This is a genomic window from Longimicrobiales bacterium, assembly GCA_035764935.1.
In the GTDB taxonomy this organism is placed as follows: Bacteria; Gemmatimonadota; Gemmatimonadetes; order Longimicrobiales; family RSA9; genus DASTYK01.
The window spans coordinates 25,175-46,233 of sequence record DASTYK010000173.1; the positions used below are offsets into that span (position 1 = coordinate 25,175).

The window sequence follows — 21,059 nt, forward strand, 5'->3', positions numbered from 1 at the left end:
CGCCGAGAGCGCGCAGCCGACGGGCCCGTACCCCCTTTCCTGCCCACTCGCCGGCCGATTGCCCCGCCCTGCGCCCCCGCATAGATTCTTTCCATGGAAGCACAGACCCGACGACTCAGCTTGAAACGAGCGGCCCTTTTGCGGCCGCTCGTGTGCATTCTGCCCCTGGTCGCCGCGCTCGCCGCCGCCTGCGCACCGGCCACCACGACGACGGCCGGGCCTCCCGCCATCCCGCCGTCCGCCGTACGGGACACCCTCGTGCTGCTCGGCACGACCGACGTACACAACCGACTGTACCCGTACGATTACTACGCGCGTGAGCCGATCGACTACTCGCTCGGGCACCTCAAGCCGCTGATCGACAGCGTGCGCGCAGCGCACCCCGGCGACACGTACCTCTTCGATTCCGGTGACCTGCTGCAGGGCAACCCGCTCGGGTTCCTGTATGCACGCCGCTTCGCCGATCAGCCGAACCCGGTCATCCGGGCGATGAACCTGCTCGGCTATGACGCGGCCGCGCTCGGCAACCACGAGTACAACTACGGGCTCGCGCACCTCGACACGGCGCTCGCGCAGGCGGACTTCCCGTTCGTCTCGGCGAACATCTTCCGCGCCGGCACGAGGGAGCATGCGTACGCACCGTACGTGCTGCTGCCGCACGCGACCAACGCGGGCGACACCCTGCTGATCGGCGTGACGGGCAATACGCCGCCGGGGGTGCACGTGTGGGATCGTGCGAACGTAGAGGGCATCCTCGAGTTCAGGGACGTCGTCTCGTCCGTGGCTCCTGTCGTGGCGAGGATGCGCGCCGAGGGCGCAGACGTGGTCGTCGTGCTCTCGCACGGCGGCCTCGAGGGGACGTCGTACGACACGGTGACGACTGGGCTGCCGCCGGAGAACGCAGCCGCGCGGCTGGCGCACGAGGTGCCGGAGATCGACGTCATCTTCCTCGGTCACACGCATCGCGAGATGGCCGACACCACGATCAACGGTGTGCTGCTCACGCAGGCGCGCAACTGGGCGCGGTCGCTCGCCGCCGTGACGGTGGAGGTTGCGCAGCGCGCGCAGAACGAGTGGGCGGTAGTACGCGGCGACGGCGCGGTCCTGCGGCCGCGCGCGGAGCAGGTCGACCGCAGCTTCCTCGACTCGCTGCGCTGGGAGCACGAGCGCACGGTCGCGTACGTCAACGAGACGATCGGCCGCGCGACGGAGCGCATGGATGCGCGTACCGCACGCACGCAGGATACGCCCATTCTCGATTTCATCAACGAGGTGCAGCGTGCACGCGGCAACGCACAGCTCTCGTCCACCGCGGCGTTCCGGCTGGACGCGGCACTGCCGGAGGGCGAGATCACCATTGCCGACGTCGCGGCGCTCTATCCGTACGACAACACCCTCAAGGTGATCCGTGTCACGGGCGCGCAGCTCCGTGCGTACCTCGAAAAGTCCGCCGAATACTACGACGGCTTCCCTGCCCCCGACGGCACGGTCACGAATTTCGACGTGCCCGGCTACAACTTCGATGTCGTGAGTGGTGTCGACTACGTTATCGACGTCTCGCGACCCAACGGACAGCGCATCACGACCCTCACGTTCGAGGGGCGCCCCGTTCGCGACGACGACACGTTCACGCTCGCGCTCAACAACTACCGCCAGAGTGGTGGCGGCGGTTACGGCATGATCGCGGATGCACCGGTGATCTACGACCGGCAGGAGGATATCCGTGACCTGCTGATCGAGGAGGTGCGACGCCGGGGTATCATCCGACCGGAAGACTTCTTCGTGGAGAGCTGGCAGCTCGTGCCCGAGGGCGCTGCAGCCGCGGCTCGACAGGAGCAGGCGGAATCCGAGGCGGGCGCGCCGGCAGAGTCGCCCGGCGCAGCCACTGCGCAGCCCGGCAAGCGGCTGCGCGTGCTGGCGACCAACGACTTCCACGGCCGCCTGGAACCGGAGCACCCTTCATGGGTCGACCGCGCGCCACTGGGCGGCGCGGCCGTCCTGGCAAGCTACTTCACGCATGAGCGCGCGGGCTTCCGCGGCCCCGTGATCCTGCTCGATGGCGGCGACGTCATGCAGGGCACACCGGTGTCCAACCTGACGGAAGGTCGCAGCACGGTCGACTACTACAACCGCGTGCGCTACGGCGGTGCTGCTCTCGGCAACCACGAGTTCGACTGGACCGTCGACGTCCTGAAGCAGCGCATCGAGCAGGCCGAGTTCCCCTGGATGTCGGCCAACCTGTTCGACGCCGGGACCGATACTGCGCCATCGTGGGTTCAGCCGACGGCGATCGTCGATGTCGATGGTGTGCGCGTCGGCCTGATCGGGCTGTCGACCGAGGAGACGCCGGACGCGACGCGCGGCAGCAATGTCGCAGGGCTGGAGTTCCGCGACGGCGCCGCCGCGATGGACCGCGAGGTGCCGCGGCTGCGCGCGCAGGGCGCGGACTTCGTCATCGTGGTTGCACATGCCGGCGCGGTCTGCGAGACCGAGACCGGCGGCTGCAGCGACGAGATCATCGACTGGGCTCGTCGCACCGCGCAGCGACCCGACCTGATCGTGGCCGGGCACACGCACCGCGTCGCGCGCACCGTCGAGAACGGCATACCGATCATCGAGACGGGCTCCTACGGCACACGATACGGCGTGGTCGACCTCGAGCGAGTGAGCGACGACAGCGTCGATGTCTGGATCCGCGGCACGCCGGCGACGTGGCACTGGCGCGTCGAGCCGGACAGCAGCGTCGGTGCGCTGGTCGAGCGCTACGCCTCCGAGATCCGGCCACGCGTCGAGCGACAGATCGCGACCCTGGCCGAGCCGCTCGAGAGGCGCCCGCCGGAGTACGCGCTCGGTCGACTCATTGCCGACGCACAGCGTGCGGCCGGCAACGCCCAGCTTGCGCTCATGAACAACGGCGGCATCCGCGCTGCCATCGATGCCGGCCCGCTGACCTGGGGCGAAGCGTACAACACGCACCCGTTCGACAACGAGGTCGTGGTCATCCGACTGACCGGGGCGCAGGTGCGCGCCGCGCTCGAGCACGCGCTCGCAAGCGGCCGCCCGGGCGTGCACATCAGCGGCCTGACCGTGCACTACTCGCCCGACGCACCGCGCGGCCAGCGCGTGCAGCGCGTGACTCTGGACGACGGCTCTCCGCTCCGCGACGACGCCATCTACACGATGGCCGTGAACGACTTCCTGGCCGAAGGCGGCGACGGCTACACGATGTTTGCGGAAGCGCAGGCGCACTCGCCCACCGGAATCAGCGACCTGGACGCATTCATCACGTACGTCCAGGGGCTGCCGCAGCCGGTCCATGCACCGGCGCAGCCGCGCTTCGTGCCGGTACAAACCCAGGGCACCAGCAACGGCGCGGGCAGCGCGGACCTCGAGAGATCCCGCGGCTGATCGTCCGCGGCACAATGCACTGATAACTGAATGGATCGCATGAAGGTTACACGTGAACTGATCCGGCAGCTGCCAAAGACCGATCTGCACCTGCACCTGGACGGCAGCCTGCGTCCGTCCACGATGATCGAGCTTGCCCGCGAGTACGGCATCCACCTGCCGAAGTCCGACCCGCAGGATCTCGGCGCGTACATGCACGTCACCGACGCGCGCAATCTCGTCGATTACCTCGCACGCTTCGACATCACCGTGTCGCTGATGCAGACCGCCGAGTCACTGGAGCGAATCGCGTACGAGCTGATCGAGGACTGCGCCGCGGAGAATCTGCGCTATATCGAGGTGCGGTTCGCCCCCTGGCTGAACACCAAGGCCGGGCTCTCGGAGGAGGAAGTGCTGGAGGCAGTGCTGAACGGCCTCCGTCGCGGCGAGAAGGACTTCGGCACGCGCAGCGGCGTGATCGTTTGCTCCCTGCGCCACCGTCCCGCTAACGAATCCCTGCATTCGGCACAGGTCGCCGTCACGTTCAAGGACCGGGGGGTCGTTGCCTACGACCTCGCGGGGCCGGAGCACGGCCATCCGCCGACGCAGCACCAGCTCGCGTTCGACTACGCCGCGACCAACAACCTCGCGATCACGATTCACGCCGGTGAGGCGTACGGGCCGGCATCGATTCGCGAAGCGCTGCACCGCTGTCACGCGCGCCGGCTGGGGCACGGCACGCGGCTGCACGAGGACCCCGACCTCATGAATTTCGTCAACGACTTCCGGATCCCGATCGAAATCTGCCTGACGTCCAACGTGCAGACGCGCGTGACGCCGGACTTCGCGGAGCATCCGGTGCGCCTCTACTACGACCAGGGACTGGTCGTCACGCTGTGCACGGACAACCGGCTGATGAGCGCCACGACCGTGAGCGACGAGTACTGGCGCGCGCACGAGCACCTCGGCTTCGATGCCCAGGAGCTGGGGGAAATCGCGCTGATGGGCTTCGAGAGCGCGTTCCTGCCGCACGCCGAGAAGGTGGCCCTGATCGAGGCGGTCAGCGCGGAGATCGAAGGGGTGATCGGCGGGGAGATGGTGGTAGCGTAGGCGGGCCGATCTGGTGCCGTGCGGCGCGTCCGGGTGGCACGCTGCGACACCCGACGATGGAAGCCGACAGGACCGTGTTCATGACGGGACAGCTGTTGAACGAGCAAGGGCGCGGGTCAATGACCCGCGCCCTTGGTTCTACCTGCCCATCCGCCAGCAGCCGGTGCCGCTCGAACGGGTACGGCCCGGGGCGAAGCCCCGGGCCCCGTTGTCAGAACGAGTAGCGCAACCCGAACTGCATGAGCCAGCGGGAGCCGTAGCTGCCGAAGTCCAGGACCCGGCGCTCCCAGTACTCGTCCATGTTCTCGACGCCGACCTCGTCGCCCTCACCCCGCTGGCTGATCATGGGGAAACGGTAGACGGGGGTCAGGTCGTCCTCACTGACGAACCGGCGGAAGGTCAGGAGGTCCACCGTGCGGAAGCCGGGGTTGTAGCGAACGCCCCAGCTCCTGTTCAGCAGGTTCGTGAAGTTGAAGATGTCCAGCGTCGCCTCGATGGAGTTACGCCGGCCGCCGATGTCGGCGAAGATCTCCTGCGCGAGCCGGACGTCGACCACGTGCTCGAACGGCGTGCGCTGCGCGTTGCGCTCAGCGTACTGCCCACGGCGGCTGTTCAGGTACTCGTTGTTCGCGATGAACTCCTCGAATGCCGCTGCCTGCTCGGCCGCCGTGTACGTCACACCGCCGGTCGTCCAGTCCTCGAACGTCAGGTCGCTGCCGTTCTCCGGAATGAACGCCAGTGGGGCCGTGCCGGAGCCCTCGCCCGTGAACCCGATGTTGCTGCCGATCTGGAACGAGTATGGCCGCCCCGACTCACCCGTGTAGATCGCCGAGATCGTCGTGCCGAGGTTGCCCAGGAACTCCTTGCGGTACGTCGCCATCGCCAGAACGCGGTGGCCGATCGACCAGTCGGACCGCGCCAGCTCCAGGAAGTTGTTGCCGTGCACGTTCTCGTTGAATCGCCACGTCGACTGGATCTGGTCCGACGTCGCGTCGTTCAGCGACTTCGAGTCACCGTACGTGTACGAGAGGCGCGTGCTCAGGTCCTCACCGAAGAACGTGCGCTGCAGGCTCGCCGTGAGGTCGTACGCGTAGCCCTCGCTGGTCGAGCCGACCTTGTAGATGCCGCCGCCGTACCGCGGATCGATCAGGGATGCACTCTGGTTGATCGAGTTGAACGTGCTGTTCCACCCGTAGTAGTACACCCGCCGGTTGTCGGGACCGTTCAACTGCGCATTCTGCTCGCGCAGGTTGATGTTGGTCACGACGATGTTCGACATGTTCTTGGTGTACTGCGCCTCGAGCGTCCCGAGGAAGCCGTACGGCAGCTGGGCGTCGAGGCCCAGGCTGGTCCGGAACACCTGCGGATACTTGAAATCCTCGGTGAACAGGTCCAGCTCACCGTTCGGGATCGGGTCGAGGCCGAAGTCCTCCGCCGTCAGGCCATTCTCCGGATTCGGAACGAACGGGATCGGGTCGCCGTTCTCCAGCAGTGTGCCGCTCACGAAACCTGTGGTCACACCGTTGTTCGTGTACATCGCGCCCGGGTAGACGAAGGGCACGCGGCCCGTGAAGATCCCGAGCCCGCCGCGGAGCTGCAGCGTCTGGTCACCGGCCAGGTCGTAATTGAAGCCCAGGCGGGGCGCAATGTAGGGCTGCGCCTTGGGCGTCTCGCCCGGCTGTGCACCCTCCAGGTCGTACCCCTCGGCCACGATGGCTGCGAGCGTCTGGTCGGCGTCATCGGCGAAGCGCGGCTTCGTCGTGATCTTCGGGATGTCGACGCGAATGCCCGCCGTCAGGCGCAGCCGATCCGTCGCCTGGAACTCGTCCTGCGCGTAGAAGCCGACCTGGTACGCGTTGAACGCGGCCGATGCGTTCGACTCGTCGCCGATCAGGTCATCGACCAGCGAGAAGCCGCGGTTGAAGGAGAGCGGTCGCGCCGGTGCGACCGGTCCCAGGTCCTGGCAGTACTGCGATGCTCCTGTGCCAGCGGCGCAGACCGACTGCAGGAAGTCGTCGACACTGCCGTACGTGTACGCGCCGAAGTTCTGACGGATGAACAGGTTCATGATGTCGAAGTACTCGAAGCTCGCGCCGAACGTCAGCGTGTGCTCGCCCAGGAACCAGTTCAGGTTGTTCGTGACGGAGAAGATCGTCTGTTCCAGGATGTTGCCGGTCGAGAATGCCTCGGATCCCAGTGCGATCTCGCCGCTCCCGTCCTCGATCGTCACCGCCGGGAACGGATCGCCCGCATAGTCACGGTCGTCGCTCACGACGTTCAGCCCCAACAGCAGGCGGTTGGCGAACTGCGTACCGAAGCGGCTGTTCAGCTCGAGCGCCGTCGAGTTCGTCGTGTTCGGGAACACCTCCGAGTTGTTCGCGTAGTTGATCTCGTCGATCGTGCTCGCGAACGCGTCGATGTTGTCCGACTGCGAGTAGCTGTGGCGCAGCGACATGCGATGATCGTCGTTGATGCTCCAGTCGATCTTCGCCAGCACCTTGTTGTCGTCCAGCGTGCTCGCCTTGGTGCCGAAGTCGCCCGCGTCGTAACCCGTCTCCTCGAGCACGATCTGACGCAGGTCCTCGATCATGTCGCGCGAGTCGCCCTCGTAGTCCGTCAGCTGGAACGGCCGCGGGGTCTCGGAGCGGAACAGCTCACCGTTCACGAAGAAGAACAGCTTGTTGCGGACGATCGGACCGCCCAGGCGGAAGCCGATCCGGTCGTTCGAGAACTCCGGCAGCTCGAGACGGGGGTTGTCCTCACCGAACAGGTAGTCCGGGCCCGGTGACTCACCCGCGAACGTCGCACTCCGCGTCTGCCAGTACAGCGAGCCCGTGAACTCGTTCGTCCCCGAGCGCGTGATCGCGTTGATCGCACCGCCCGTGAAGCCGCTCTGCGTCACGTCGAAGGGTGAGATCGCGATCTGCATCTGCTCGAGCGCGTCGAAGCTGATCGGCGGCGCGCCCGTCTGGCCACCCGGCGTTCCCTGCGCCGACAGGCCGAACACGTCGTTGTTCACCACGCCGTCGATGAACAGGCCGTTGTACTCGGCGTTCTGCCCCGCGATCGAGATCGCGGCACCGTCATCGTCCTCGTTCGACACGAACGCCTGCGGCGTCAGCCGCGCGACATCCACGATCTCGCGGTTCAGCGTCGGTGCCCGCTCGATCGTCGCTGCATCGACCACCGTCCGCACGCCACCCGACACGTCTGTGCCGCGCCGCCCCTCGACCGCGATCCCCTCCAGCGCGACCGCCTGCGTCGAAAGCGTGATATCCACATTGCGCGTCTCACCCAGCGCGAGGCGCACATCCTCCACTGCATTCGCCTGATAACCGATGCTCGTCGCCTCGATCCGGTACGGACCGCCCGGACGCAGCGCCGGCATCAGATAACGACCATCTCCACGCGTCAGCGTCTGCACCTGCGCGCCGGTCGACGTGTTCGTGATAACGACTTCGACGTTGCTCAACGGCGCACCGCTCTCGTCGGTGACTCGGCCCGTCAGCGTCGACGTCGTGACACCCTGTGCCTCCACGCTCGCCGGCAGCGCAAACAGCGCCGTCGCGACGACCGCAAAGAGCACCCGTAGCCCGCGGTTCATATCCCTGCCTTGGTTGATTTGCATGACCTGGAACCACCCTCCCGGTCGGGGCGCAGACAGGATATGCGACCTTCCTGTCTGCCGGGCGACAATATTGTAGCGAAGGCGTCACATCGAAAGGCTGAAATCCGTCCCTGACGGGGGCAGGTTCTCGATACTACAAAGTGGAGGCGCCCCACAGCGAGAGCGGCCGGCAGAGCTGCCGGCCGCGCGCGCCAAGTTCAATGCTACCAGTTACTTGGGATGAAGGGCGGCGCGGCCGCCGCACCGGCACGATTGCGCTGGCGGGCGCGACCGTTCGGGCTTCCTGCAGCTCACACGCCACGCGCCCGCCTGCCCCGGAATCCGTGCGATTCAGACCGCAATCGCCGCCTCTGCCCTGACGTAGCGTTCCGCGAGGTCGACATGCTCCCTGGACCCGATGTAGATGGGCATGCGCTGATGCAGCGACGTCGGCTCCACGTCCAGCACGTCCCCTGTCCCGGTCGACGCCCGACCTCCGGCTGCCTCCATGATCATTGCCATGGGCGAGCATTCGTAGAGCAGCCGCAGCTTGCCGTTGGGGTTCTTCCGGTCGGCCGGATACATGTAGATGCCACCGTACAGCAGCGTGCGGTGGACATCGGCGACCATGGAGCCCACGTAGCGTGACGAGAAGGGCCGGTCGTTCTCACCGTCGAGGCCCTTGAGGTGGTTGATGAAGCGACGCTGCCCCTCGGACCAGTTGAGGTAGTTCCCCTCGTTGACGCTGTAGATGCGCTGCCCGGGCTCCGGGATCCGCATGTTCGGGTGGCTCAGCAGGAACTCGCCGATCGAGGGATCGAGGGTGAAGCCATGCACGCCGTGCCCCGTCGTGTAGACCAGCATCGTCGAGGACCCGTATACGACGTATCCTGCCGCGATCTGCTTCCGGCCGGCCTGCAGGCAGTCGTCGAGGCAGCCGCGCGGGTGATCGGAAACCTTGCGATGGATGGAGAAGATCGTGCCGACGGACACGTTCGCGTCGATGTTGGAGCTGCCGTCCAGCGGATCGTAGAGAAGCGCATAGTTGCCGGTCGGGAACTTCGACGGGATCTCGAGGACGTCCTCGTTCTCCTCGCTCGCCATGCAGCAGAGGTGGCCGGTGTGGTCGAGCGCCTTGTAGATAACCTCGTCGGCGTAGACGTCCAGCTTCCTGACGTTCTCGCCGTGAACGTTCTTCGCACCGACCTCGCCCAGGATCTCGACCAGGCCGGCCTTGTTCACCTCGCGTGAGATCACCTTTGCGGCGATCGCGATGTCGGAGAGGATCCTGCTGAATGCGCCCGTCGCCTCAGGAAACATCCGTTCCTGTTCGATGATGTGGCGCTCGATGGTGACGATGCCCTTCGCCGTCATCTCGTCCTCCAGCCGGATGCCTGCGCTCCGGCCTTCTCGAGGGGCGGTCGACCCGGCATCCGCGCCGTCGCGGTGCCCGGGAACCGGCCGTGGCTCCTGATGTTCGGCTGCGCGTGCGGCGACCTCGTACGGATTGTCGCGGTAACCGCAGCGCAGGTGCTGCCAGGCGTAGCGCACCGGAAACGTCCAGGGCGCTGCCTTCCACTGCTCGACGTGCGCCAGCTCGTGCCGCAGCAGGCGCGTGGTGAGCGATGCGTCGTCGTGCAAAACGATCGTCCGTCCGATCGTGACCGCGGCGGCGGGCCGCTTCATGCCCGCGAGTCTGCCGCTCAGTGCCGGCAGCCACCTGCCTCGCAGGATCACGACGTCCTCCGGGACGCGTCCCGGCAGCGCCAGCGGCCGCCCTGCCATTGCTCGCAACAGCGCGGTGATCATCGTTCCGTCTCGACGCTCATCCGGCCGTGCGCGTCCGCACGTACCAGGATCGCCCCGCGCTCATCCGTCCGCAGGACCGCGATCCGGTTACGCTGCAGTCGCGCGAGCACATCCGGTGCCGGGTGCCCGTAGCGGTTCTGCCGGCCGACGGGGATCAATGCGAGAGATGGCTGCACTGCATCCAGCAGCGCTTCCCCCGTCGAGGTCGTGCTGCCGTGATGGCCCACCTTCAGCACCTGCGCTCGCAATTCCCCCGCGTACTGCCTGGTGATCCACTGCTCCACCGCAACCGGCGCATCGCCAAGTAACAACGCGTGAAACGTGCCATAACGGAGCAGTATCACGGCGCTATTATCGTTGGCCCGTTCAGGGGGAGCAAGGCGATCGGCCGGAAAGAGCACTTCCATCTCCACGCCATCCATCCGGATGCGCGTTCCCGCGCGAGCGGCGATCAGGCGTGTGCCGCGCCTGCGCGCTGCATCCAGCGTCTGCAGGTACATCCCGCGCGGGTCGGGCTGCACGGGCTCCAGCAGGGCGTGCACGCTGAGTGCCCGCACGGTTGCCGCGGCCCCGCCGATGTGATCGGCATCCGGATGCGTGATCACCAGCACGCTGAGAGCATCTGCCTGCCTGCGCTTCAGGTACGGCAGGACGCGTGTGACGCCCGCATCATAGCTCCGGCCGCGTGGTCCTGCGTCGATCAGCGCCCAGCGACCGCGCGGCGAGCGGATCGCGATGGCATCGCCCTGCCCGACATCGATCACGTGCAGTTCCAGCGTCGGGCCGGAAATGGCCCGCTCGGCCGCGGGACGCAGCGCGACAACGAGCACGGCTGCGCACGCCGCACTGAGGCCTGGCAGCAGCAACCCGACAGCACGGTGTCGGAAGCGTGCAGCAGTTGCGCAGCCTCCATCTGCGTCTCGTGCGGTGCTCGGCAGTGACCCCGCCCGTTCCGCTGCAAACCATGGCTCGACCGTGCGGAACGCTGCGATCGCGGCCCCACCGGCGAGCAGCAATGCGTACACGCCGGACGTGCTCGTGAAGCCGTGCCCGCCCGGCACCTGCGCGGCGACCAGAGCGATCTGATCGAGCGTGTGCAGGGTCACGGCAGCGGCGGGAACGAAGAAGGATGCCAGGGCGTTGCTGGCGTAGGACAGCACGAGGGGCAGCGCCGAAGCGGGCACGGCCATTCCGGTGGCGGGGATGCCCGGCAGTCCGGCAAGGATCCCGATGGGCGCGAGTGTCCCGAAGTGCAGGCCTGCGATCGGCAGCGTCGTGATGCTTGCGGCCGTTCCGGCGGCAAGCGGGCGCGCGAACCACGGCGGTGTCCGCTGCAGCACGCGCTCGATCGATGGTGCAAACGCGACGATGCCGGCGACGCCCGCGAACGACAGCTGCGCGCCCACGTCCAGGACCACGCCGGGTTGCCACGCGACCAGGAACAATCCGGACGCCGCCAGCACACCGCGCGCGTCGGTAGGTCTCTGCAGCGATCGCCCTGCCGAGAAGAGCAGGAGCTGAACAGCGGCCCGCGCCGCTGGCGGCGGCGAGCCGAGGAATATGACGTACGCGACCACGCCGACGAGTGCCGCCACCCGTGCCGCGCGTGGCGGCAGCCGCACGGCCTGGCCAAGCACGAGCAGCACGCCCAGGATGAGCACGACGTGCGAGCCGGAGATCGCGAGCAGGTGCACCATGCCGCTGTCGGCGAAACGCTGACGCACGTCGCGCGGCAGCGTTTCGGTTCGCGCAAGCAGCAGTGCCTCGACGAGTGGCGCGTCGCCCCCGTAAAGCGTACGCACCCGCGCCTGCGCATCGAGCTGCGCACGCTCACGCCATGGGCGCACCGCGATCTCGTCCGCCGCTTCGACCGAGCGCGCGCGCACCATCCCGGCGCGCTCCGGCTGCACTACACTGGCATCGGGCCAGCGCAGCCACGTGCCCTCCACGCGAACGCGTGTGTCCCAGTCGTCCAGCGGCACGCGCAGGTCGACGCGGAGCACGACGCCCCGGCACGTGACGCCTCCGCCGCGCAGCTCGTCCGCGTGCAGCAGCGCCCGGGCACCGCTGTCCGGCAGTGTCGTGAACCGCCCTGTGACGCGGATGGCCGCCGCGTCCGGGATGCTCAGCCGGCAGTCACCGGCCGCCTCCTGTGCCGAGCCGCTCCCGAGCGCCACGCCCAGCGCGATGTACAGCGCCAGCACGCAACCGCTCGTGCGCAGCTGCAGCAGGAGCAGGCACGCGATGACGGAACCGACGATAGCGGCGCTGAAGAGCGGGCCCGGGAGAGTGAGGAACTGCGCCAGGGCGGCGCCCGCCGCGATCCCGAACGCCGCATGCACGATGGGCATGGCCGCTACGAACGGTTCGCGGCCGGGGCTCAGGAATGGCTGGTCGGGCTAGATCTCCGGTCTGTCACGGAGGACACAGAGTGCACCGAGTAAACTTCACGGAGGCGGACTGCGTCGTTTTCACGCAGAGCCGCGGAGGAGCAGAGGCGCAGTATTCCTGCGGTAGACAAGACCTATGCGACGGCAGCAGCCTCGAGGAGCCTGCCACGGAAGGTAGCGCCCGTCGTGGACGTGAGGCGCACGCTCAGGTACTTGCCGATCAGCGAGGCGCCGCCCGGGAACGCGACCACCTTGTTGCGCTCCGTGCGACCGAGCATGTCGCCGGCGCTCTTTGCCGCGCGCTCGACCAGCACCTCCACGGTGCTGCCGACCTCCTCACGATTGATCTGCGACTGGATGTCGCGGTGCAGCTCGATCAGCCGCTCCAGGCGCGACTGCGCGACGTCGTCCGGAATGAACTGCGCCTCGGGCAGGCGCGTTGCCGGTGTGCCGTCGCGCAGCGAGTAGCGGTAGAGGTAGGCGTCGTCGAAGCGGACGGTGCGCATCAGGTCGAGCGTGGCCTCGTACTCGTCATCCGTTTCGCCAGGAAATGCGACGATGATGTCGGTCGAGAGCGCGATGTCGGGCATCGCGGCGCGCACCATCTCGACCTTGGACAGGAACTCGTCGACGGTGTAGCGGCGGACCATGCGCTTGAGCACGCGGTCGCTGCCGGACTGCGCGGGGAGGTGCAGCTGCCGGCAGACGTGCGGCTCGGTCGCCATGACTTCGACCAGCTCGGGCGTCACGTCGCGCGGGTGCGGCGACATGAAGCGGACACGGCGGATGCCATCCACGCGTGCGACCTCGCGCAGCAGCCGGGCGAAGCTCCAGTCGCCGTGCACGTACGAGTTGACGGTCTGGCCGAGCAGCGTGACTTCGGTGATGCCCTGCTCTGCCACGTCGCGGACCTCGCGCAGCACCATCGCCGGATCGCGATTCTTTTCGGGACCGCGTACGTACGGCACGATGCAGTAGGTGCAGCGATGATCGCAGCCGCGCTGCACCGAAACCCATGCGCTAACGCCTGCGGCGCGGCGGATCGGGATGCCCTCGTAGTGCTCGTCCGCGTCGAACGCGAGGACGGCAACGCGGCCGTCGTCCATGTACTCGGTTGCGGCTGCATCGAGCACCGGCAGTGCACGACGCGCCCGCTGACCGGGCGCTGAGACACCCAGTGTGCCCGTCGGAAGGGGTTCCCCTGTCTCCTCGGCAACCGCGTCGTCCGACTCCTGCGAGACAGCAACCGCCCGCGCGCCGCGCTCGCTCTCGCTGCCGATCTCCTCGATCACGGTCGCGAGCGAGCGGTACCCGTCGGGACCCATAACCAGGTCCACGTACGGCGCCTTCTCGAGGAGCTGCGTTCCGAGCCGCTGCGCCATGCACCCGGTGACACCGATCACGAGGTCGGGCTTTTCGCGCTTGAGCCGACTCAGCTCACCGACCCGGCCAATGACACGCTGCTCCGCATGCTCGCGGATAGCGCACGTATTCACGAGCACGACGTCGGCGCCCTCGGGCGAGTGCGTGATCTCGTAGCCGTGCGCGGCGAGCACGCCCTGCATCAGCTCGCCATCCGACTGGTTCATCTGGCAGCCGTACGTCTCGACGTACGCCTTTCGAGGCGTACGCTGCGGCGCCGATGGCCGATCGACGCCGGTGAGCTCCGGCGTGGACGTCGTCTGCGATGCGGAAGGACGGATGGTCATGCTGCTGCCTGCGCTCTGGGGATCGTCTCAGCGGCCGAACAGCGACAGCGAGATCGTCACGCGCCAGAAGGACTCCTCGAGGCCGCTCTCGATGGTCGGCGACGCAAAGCCCGAGCGCGATCCGCGCTCCAGCGTGACGTCCGCTGCCGCGTACGGCTCGCGTGCCGCGTCGGCCAGTCGCATGCCGATGCCCCCGCCGACGGTCCACTCGGTCGCCTTCTCCTCGTCGGCGAGGTGGTAGGGCAGGTTCGCCCAGGAGCCGCCGATGCGGATCGGGAAGGAGCGCGTCGCGTCGGGCCGGCCGCTCCACTCGATGCCGCCACCCACGCGCCAGGTCTCGTCTGCCGTCGCGAGCGGCAGCGCCGCGCCGCCGTCCGCCTCCGCCTCGGCCTCGCTCCACTCGGCGCCCAGCGTAGCGATCAGCTCGGTGCCGAGCAGGCCGCTCGCGCCGAATGCAACGCGCAACGGCGTGGAGAACGAGCGACTCACGGCGTCGCCCTCCTTGCCTTCCGCCTCGATGTCACCGCCGAAGGTGGCGCTGGCCGCGAGCCGGAGCGCGGGATCCGGATCCCAGCGCGCGCCCACGGCACCGACGACGCCGCTGTAGTCCCACCGGATCTGCGTGGTGAACGGGTTGTAGATCGCGGAATCGCCGAACGTGCGATCGACCTGTCGCTCCAGTGAGCCCGTGTGCAGTCCGACCGCAGCACCGACGGCAAAGTTGCTGGTCAGCATCACCGCCGCGCTGAGCCGCGCGTGCCCGAGACCGCCGTCGGAGCGCACGACGTCGGTCACGCCGACCTCGCTGTCACCGATCATGACGGTGTCCTGCATCTCGATCGACCAGAACTGGTCGTACGACGCGCCGTAGCCGAGTCCGAGCACGACGCGTGAGCCGACGGGCAGCACCGCGTGCATCAGCGGGAAGCGTGAGCCGGTCACGTTGTCGCTCGCGTCGCCGATGCTGATGTCGGTCATGGTCGGCTGCAGTGCCGCGGTCACGCCGCGGCGCGAGAAGCCGGCGATCTCCGCCGGGTTGACCATGGACATGTTCAGGCCGAACAGGCCGACACCGACGCCGCCGAGGGCGCGTGTGCGCGCATCGACCGGCTGCACCGGCAGTCCGAGGCCGCGCGCCGAGAACAGCGACTGTCCGCGCGCGGGTGCGGCGACGAGCAGCGTCGCCACCAGGATCATGAACGCGCGCTTCATTGGAGCTGAACCTCCTCGGAGACCGTCAGGACCAGTCGCAGGATGGGATTCGGTTCGAGCGGCACGAAACCGATCGTGCCCAGGGTCACGGCCGGCACGAGCGCGATGCCGACATTGTTCGCGTCGTCCGGCAGCAGCGAGCGAACCGCACCGGTCACCGGCAGACGCACCGGATCGGCGGACGCGACGTCGTCGAACTCGTCCGGCTGGATCCAGCGATCGGACGGCACTGCGCTCGCCACACTGCCGAGCAGTGAGCGTGAGAACGGAACGCCCGGCGCCTCGAACAGCGGCACGGCGGCGAGTCGCACCGAGTCCTCGACCACGAACCCTGCTGGCGGCGCAGCGATCTGGTATTCCAGCGTCGCCAGCGTGATCTCCGCATCGCCCAGGCGAATCGTGCAGCCCGGGCTCGCGGGGCACGGCACCTCCACGTCGCGCAGGTCGGGCGAAAGGCGGATCAGCGTGCGCCACGCGGGAATGCCGCCGACACGGGGGTCGTCGGAGCGTGGTTCCAGCTCGGGTGTGAAGATGAACGTCCGCCCCGAGCCCACGCCGGTGACCGTCACCACCGTATCCGCCCGCGACGAGCGCGCGTCCGCTTCCAGTCCGATCGCGTTGATGCGCATGCGCGCACCGGGGGTTTCCGTCACGAGCATGAAGCCGAGGCGGGCGTTGGCGCTGTCGCGCAGCGCCGCGACGTCCGCGCCAGCCATCTCGATCAGCAGCGTGTCGCCATCCTCGCGCGACCAGGTCGCCTCGCCGACGCGCGCACCGAGCGAGCCGCCGGGTTGCGCCCACGGCTCCTGCACGCTGCCGCTGTCGATCCGCATGGTCCACGTGGCACTGCGGGCGTCCCATTCCTCGGCGAGGCGGTACACCGCGAAGGACGCTTCGTCGTGAGAGCCGCGCAGCGTGTCGACGAGCACCACGAGCCGGCCGCCTTCATACGTCGGCAGCGTGTCCGTCGCGCTCGTGTTGCTGGCCGAGTCGATCACGGTGATCGAGCGCGGCAGGGGGGCGAAGCGGGACAGTGCGCGTGCGTCCAGCACGCCGTCGAAATCCTCGGCGACATACTGCGCACCCGCCTGGTACGGTCGGTTGTAGAGCGCGAACGCACTGTCGAGGACCAGGAACTGTTCCGCCCCGAGCACGACCTCGAAGCTGGTGACCGGCTGCCCCGGCAGCAGCTGCTCGCCGATCCCGACGGGGGACTCGGTTCCGCACGCGGCGCTGCCCAGCAGCGCGAACGATGCAAGCAATGACAGCGCGCGCTTCACGCGTCCCTCCCCGGCAGATGGAAGCTGCCGGGAAGCAGCGCATCCAGTGTCCACGTCGTCCGCGCGCCCGAATCGGCGACGGCCGTGATCTCGAGCTGCGGAGCGAACTCGCTCAGCACCTGCCGGCAGGCGCCGCACGGCGATACCGGCCCGGGCGCGTCGCTCACCAGCACCATTGCGCGAAATGCGCGCTCCCCCGCCGTCACCGCCGAGGTGAGCGCCACGCGCTCTGCACAGATCGTCATTCCGAAAGATGCGTTCTCCACGTTGCAGCCGGTGTAGACCCGACCGCTCTCAGCCTCGAGGGCGCAGCCGACCCTGAACTTCGAGTACGGTGCGTATGCGTTCTCGCGTGCGGCACGTGCCGCGGCAAGGAGCTCGTCTGACTTCATGTATAACGTTCGAGCCGCGGCAGTCGGGGACGCAGCCCCGTCAGGATCTCGTAACTGATCGTGTCCGCCTGGGCCGCGACATCCTCTATCGGTATCGATTCGCCGCCGTCCGAACCGAGCACGGTTGCGACGTCGCCCACCTCCACATCGGACACGGACGAGATGTCTACCACCGTCATGTCCATCGAGGTCCGTCCGATGAACGGCACGCGCTGGCCGCGGATGATCGCCTCCGACCTTCCGGTCAGGCTGCGCGGCCAGCCGTCACCATACCCGAGCGGCAGCGTCGCCCATCGCTCCCAGCCGCGCGCCGTATGCAGCGAGCCGTACCCCACCGTGCTTCCCGGCGGCGCGTCCTTGATGCGCACGACCCGCGCATGCACGCTCACCACCGGTCGCGGCGGCTCGAAGCCACTCACGCCAGGCGCGGGATTCCCGCCGTACAGATAGATGCCGGGGCGCACCGCGTCCGCGGCGAGCTCCGGCCAGCGCATCACTCCCGCACTGTTGCACACGTGGACCAGCAGGTCCTCACGCGAAAACGGCAGCTGCGCGAGCGCGTCCTGGAAACGCTGCCATTGCGTCATGCTGGACGTCGGATCAACCGCGTCCGCACTGTGCAGGTGCGTGTAGACGCCGCGCAGCCGCACACCGGTGCCGAGCGCTGCCTGCAGATGGTCCGCCCACGTGCCGACCTCCCGGAAGTCGAAGCCGGCCCGCCCCATCCCGGTGTCGATCTCGAGGTGCGCATCGAGATCGCCATGCCGCTGCGCGGCCTCCGCCCAGCGTGCGACGCCGCCCGGGTCCGAAAGCGTTGCCGTGAGCCGCGCAGCCGCCGCCAGCTCCACGGAGTCCGGCGGCAGCGGCGAGAACACGATGACCGGCCGCTCGATGCCGAGTGCGCGGACCTGCGCACCCTCGTTCGCAGTCGCAACCCCGTACGCCAGCGGCGCCAGTGGCTCCAGCGCCGTCACCACTCGCTCCGCGCCGACACCGTACGAGTCCGCCTTCACCATCGCGATCACGCCGGCACCGCCGGCGCGGGCGCGCACCGTCTCGAAATTCGCACGCAGCGCGTCCAGATCCACCTCGACCCACGCGCGCGCACGCTCGTTCGCCGCCATCACCGCACCACAGAAAGAAAGCCGGCCGGGACCACCGTCGTCCCGGAGCAAAGCGGGGGAACATAGAGTCCGTCGCGGGCCCGCCGCAACCGCCGACGAGAGCGGGACTTGCGGCAGAATGTTAGCTTGCCCCATGCCTTTCCAACGATCGCTCGATCTCGTCCGGTTCCTGCGCGCCGGCTGCCCCTGGGACGCCGAGCAGACGCCCACCTCCCTGCTGCCGTACCTCCTGGAAGAGGCGCACGAGGTGGCTGAAGCCGTTTCCAACGGCGACGATTCCCTGCTCGCAAAGGAGCTGGGCGACCTGCTCATGAACGTCGCCTTCCAGGCCGTGCTGGCCGAGGAGCGCGGTGCATTCACCGCGGAGGACGTCGTCTCCACGCTGGAGGAGAAGATGCGACGTCGCCACCCCCACCTCTACGGCCTGGGCCCGCAGCAGGACTGGGAAGCGCTCAAGGCGCAGGAACGAGCCGCCGAGGCCGGCGACGGGCCGACCTCCATCCTCGCGGGGCTCACCAAGGGCCTCGAGCCCCTTTCCCGCGCGCACCGCATACAGGACAGGGTCGCCAGCGTCGGCTTCGACTGGTCGAGCGCGCATGGCGCCTTCGAGAAGGTCGCCGAAGAGCTCGAGGAAGTGCGCCAGGCACTCGAGGCGGAGCCGTCACCGGCACTGGAAGAGGAGCTGGGCGATCTGCTGTTCGCCGTCGTGAACCTGACCCGTCTCTCCGGCGTGCACGCGATGCGGGCGCTGCAGCAGGCCAACCGGAAGTTCACGCGTCGCTTCGAGGCGCTGGAGCAGCTCGCCCGGGAGCGCGGCGTGCAGCTCGGCGCTGCATCGCTCCAGGAGCTGGACGTGCTCTGGGACGACGTGAAGCGGCAGGAGGCACCGGCGCGCGAAGAACAGTGAGCCGGCAAAGGGCACGTGTCGTGCAACCACACGGCGCGCAACCCGAAAGAGGAGATCACATGCGAACACTCCTGGCATCCGCCCTCGTGCTCGTCGTCGGCTGTGCATCCGGCCAGTGGGGCAGCTCCGTAGACGGAATCCGGCTGCAGGCGCGCGTCAACCCCGCGGATCCCGGTACCATGATCCTGACCCTGGAGAACGGCTCGAGCCAGTCGGTGGGTTACAACCTCTGCAGCAGCAGCATCGAACGCATGGACGGCACATCCTGGACGCGCGTCGAGGAGGACCGCGCATGCACCATGGAGCTGCGCATGCTCGAGCCCGGCGGCACGGACCAGTTCACCGTTTCGCTTCCCCCCGGCGCCGAGCCCGGTGAGTACCGCTACACGACCAGCGTGAACCGCGACGACACCGGCGACGCACTCACCGTGTCGAGCAACACGTTCCGCATCGGCGGCTGAAGCGACTGAAGCGCCCGCGCCCGCAGGTCGCGCGGCGCCAGGGAGCCAGCGGTTCGCTGATCAACGAAACGGGCCGGCCGCGACACCGTCGCGCCGGCCCTGCTCCCTTGGGCGCCCTGCCCCTGCCCCTGCCCGGGCCACCATTCGCCCCGACGGCCCCGACGGCCCCGACGGCCCCGACGGCCCGAGTCCCTCAGGGATAAATCCGATTCAGCATCCGCGGAAACGGGATCATCTCGCGGATGTGCGGACGCCCCGTGATCCACGCCACCGTGCGCTCCACGCCCAGGCCGAAGCCCGAGTGGGGGAACGTGCCGTACTTCCGCAGATCGAGGTACCAGCGGTAGCTGTCCTCCGGCAGGCCCTCCTCGCGGATGCGCGCGAGCAGCCTGTCGTGATCGTCCTCGCGCTGGCTGCCGCCGATGATCTCGCCGTAGCCTTCCGGCGCGATCATGTCGTTGCACAGCACGGTGCGCGGATCGGCCGGGTTCTCCTTCATGTAGAAGGCCTTGGCCGCCTTCGGATAATTCATGATGAAGACCGGGCGGTCGTGCATGTTGCCGATCACCGTCTCGTCCGGCGCACCGAGATCGTCGCCCCACTGGATCTCGTTGCCCTGCTCCTGCAGCAGCCTCACAGCCTCGCCGTAGTCCACGCGCGGGAACGGCGGCTTCACGGACTCGAGCTTCGACGTGTCCCGCTCCAGCACCTCCAGCTCACCCGCACAGCGCTCCAGCGCGCGCTCCACGATGTAGCTGACGAACTGCTCCTGCAGTTCCATGTTGCCGTCACTGTCGATCCACGCGACTTCGGGCTCCACCATCCAGAACTCGGTGAGGTGGCGACGCGTCTTCGACTTCTCTGCGCGAAACGTCGGCCCGAAGCAGTAGATCTTTCCCAGCGCCGCAGCAGCCGCTTCACCGTAGAGCTGCCCCGTCTGGGCGAGGTACGCCTTGTCTTCGAAGTAGTCGACCTCGAACAGCCCCGCGCCGCCCTCGCCGATCGCGCCGGTCAGGATCGGGGTGTCGATGCGCGTGAAGCCGCGGTCGTAGAAGAAGTCGTGGATCGCCTGCTCGACCTCGCTGCGCACGCGCATGATCGCGCGCTGCTGCTGCGAGCGCAGCCAGAGATGCCGGTGGTCGAGCAGGAAGTCGACGCCGTGCTCCTTCGGCTGGATCGGGTACTCGTCGCTCCTGCCGACGATCTCCAGGGTCTCGAGCGTGAGCTCGTAGCCGCCGGGCGCGCGCGCATCGGCGCGCACGCTGCCGGTCACGTACAGGCTCGTCTCCTGGGTGAGCGACTGGAAGTCCGACCAGACCTGCTCGCTCACCTGCTTCTGCACGACGACGCACTGCACGATCCCCGTGCCGTCGCGCACGACGATGAAGCCGACCTTGCCGTGGGTGCGGACGGTCTGGACCCAGCCACGGACGAGCACGGTGCCGCCCTCGTGCTCGCCAAGCCGGTTGATATCACTGATGGTAGCCATGGGGGCTGCTCTCGCGTTTCTCTCTGTGCGACAGGGACGCGAAAGCTAGAGGCGGGAAGCGACGGACGTCAACGCGAGGTTGGGCTCCGTGTCATGCCGGGTCGCATCGAGAGCCCCCGCGGGCCGGTGTCAGGATCCGGTGTTGACGCGATACATGACTACGTGGTCGACGCCTAGATCGT

General features: G+C 68.1%; 13 protein-coding genes. 4 read left to right on the plus strand and 9 right to left on the minus strand.

Annotated elements, in window-relative coordinates; all coding sequences use genetic code 11:
• Positions 1-150 precede the first annotated feature (150 nt).
• Both VFU06_15415 and add read left to right on the plus strand, forming a co-directional pair.
• Positions 151-3,408 carry a 5'-nucleotidase C-terminal domain-containing protein gene (locus tag VFU06_15415; protein HEU5210783.1) on the plus strand — a complete coding sequence of 1,086 codons (3,258 nt, stop codon included), beginning with the start codon at positions 151-153 and terminating at the stop codon, positions 3,406-3,408.
• Positions 3,409-3,447: 39 nt separating this feature from the next.
• Entirely contained in the window at positions 3,448-4,497 is a 1,050-nt protein-coding gene (add, locus tag VFU06_15420) for an adenosine deaminase (protein ID HEU5210784.1), read from the plus strand.
• Between the two features lie 211 nt (positions 4,498-4,708).
• Here add and VFU06_15425 read toward each other — a convergent pair whose 3' ends face one another.
• The 8 genes from VFU06_15425 to alr form a co-directional block, all read right to left on the minus strand.
• Positions 4,709-8,101, minus strand: a complete 3,393-nt coding sequence (locus VFU06_15425) for a TonB-dependent receptor (protein HEU5210785.1) — start codon at positions 8,099-8,101, stop codon at positions 4,709-4,711.
• A 354-nt stretch (positions 8,102-8,455) separates the two neighbouring features.
• Entirely contained in the window at positions 8,456-9,913 is a 1,458-nt protein-coding gene (gene fbp / locus VFU06_15430) for a class 1 fructose-bisphosphatase (GenBank protein ID HEU5210786.1), read from the minus strand.
• A complete protein-coding gene (locus VFU06_15435) occupies positions 9,910-12,264 on the minus strand; it encodes a ComEC/Rec2 family competence protein (protein HEU5210787.1) in 2,355 nt (784 codons plus the stop codon). The genes fbp and VFU06_15435 overlap by 4 nt, the downstream gene beginning before the upstream one ends.
• 173 nt (positions 12,265-12,437) lie before the next feature.
• Positions 12,438-14,012 (minus strand): MiaB/RimO family radical SAM methylthiotransferase, encoded by a 1,575-nt coding sequence (locus VFU06_15440; GenBank protein ID HEU5210788.1) that lies wholly within the window; start codon positions 14,010-14,012, stop codon positions 12,438-12,440.
• 27 nt (positions 14,013-14,039) lie between these two features.
• Positions 14,040-15,224 (minus strand): hypothetical protein, encoded by a 1,185-nt coding sequence (locus VFU06_15445; GenBank protein ID HEU5210789.1) that lies wholly within the window; start codon positions 15,222-15,224, stop codon positions 14,040-14,042.
• On the minus strand, positions 15,221-16,504 hold the full coding sequence (locus tag VFU06_15450; protein HEU5210790.1) for a hypothetical protein: 1,284 nt from the start codon (positions 16,502-16,504) through the stop codon (positions 15,221-15,223). Before VFU06_15450 ends, VFU06_15445 begins: the two co-directional genes overlap by 4 nt.
• Positions 16,501-16,896 (minus strand): cytidine deaminase, encoded by a 396-nt coding sequence (cdd, locus tag VFU06_15455; GenBank protein HEU5210791.1) that lies wholly within the window; start codon positions 16,894-16,896, stop codon positions 16,501-16,503. Before cdd ends, VFU06_15450 begins: the two co-directional genes overlap by 4 nt.
• On the minus strand, positions 16,893-18,020 hold the full coding sequence (gene alr / locus VFU06_15460) for an alanine racemase (GenBank protein ID HEU5210792.1): 1,128 nt from the start codon (positions 18,018-18,020) through the stop codon (positions 16,893-16,895). Before alr ends, cdd begins: the two co-directional genes overlap by 4 nt.
• Positions 18,021-18,153: 133 nt before the next feature.
• On the opposite strand from alr, the gene mazG reads away from it, so the two are divergent.
• The gene (mazG, locus tag VFU06_15465) at positions 18,154-18,927 is read left to right on the plus strand and encodes a nucleoside triphosphate pyrophosphohydrolase (GenBank protein ID HEU5210793.1); all 774 of its coding nucleotides are present in this window, start codon (positions 18,154-18,156) and stop codon (positions 18,925-18,927) included.
• A 59-nt stretch (positions 18,928-18,986) separates the two neighbouring features.
• Entirely contained in the window at positions 18,987-19,388 is a 402-nt protein-coding gene (locus tag VFU06_15470; GenBank protein ID HEU5210794.1) for an immunoglobulin-like domain-containing protein, read from the plus strand.
• A gap of 193 nt (positions 19,389-19,581) precedes the next feature.
• Here the strand turns inward: VFU06_15470 and asnS are convergent, their stop codons facing one another.
• Positions 19,582-20,877: an asparagine--tRNA ligase gene (gene asnS, locus VFU06_15475; protein ID HEU5210795.1), complete on the minus strand. Its 1,296-nt coding sequence runs from the start codon at positions 20,875-20,877 to the stop codon at positions 19,582-19,584.
• Positions 20,878-21,059: the final 182 nt, after the last annotated feature.

Coding starts and splice junctions, on each gene's coding strand:
- add (HEU5210784.1), top strand. CDS start 3,448: ATGAAGGTTACACGTGAACTGATCCGGCAGCTGCCAAAGACCGATCTG.
- VFU06_15425 (HEU5210785.1), bottom strand. CDS start 8,101: ATGAACCGCGGGCTACGGGTGCTCTTTGCGGTCGTCGCGACGGCGCTG.
- fbp (HEU5210786.1), bottom strand. CDS start 9,913: ATGATCACCGCGCTGTTGCGAGCAATGGCAGGGCGGCCGCTGGCGCTG.
- VFU06_15435 (HEU5210787.1), bottom strand. CDS start 12,264: ATGCCCATCGTGCATGCGGCGTTCGGGATCGCGGCGGGCGCCGCCCTG.
- VFU06_15440 (HEU5210788.1), bottom strand. CDS start 14,012: ATGACCATCCGTCCTTCCGCATCGCAGACGACGTCCACGCCGGAGCTC.
- VFU06_15445 (HEU5210789.1), bottom strand. CDS start 15,224: ATGAAGCGCGCGTTCATGATCCTGGTGGCGACGCTGCTCGTCGCCGCA.
- cdd (HEU5210791.1), bottom strand. CDS start 16,896: ATGAAGTCAGACGAGCTCCTTGCCGCGGCACGTGCCGCACGCGAGAAC.
- alr (HEU5210792.1), bottom strand. CDS start 18,020: ATGGCGGCGAACGAGCGTGCGCGCGCGTGGGTCGAGGTGGATCTGGAC.
- mazG (HEU5210793.1), top strand. CDS start 18,154: ATGCCTTTCCAACGATCGCTCGATCTCGTCCGGTTCCTGCGCGCCGGC.
- VFU06_15470 (HEU5210794.1), top strand. CDS start 18,987: ATGCGAACACTCCTGGCATCCGCCCTCGTGCTCGTCGTCGGCTGTGCA.
- asnS (HEU5210795.1), bottom strand. CDS start 20,877: ATGGCTACCATCAGTGATATCAACCGGCTTGGCGAGCACGAGGGCGGC.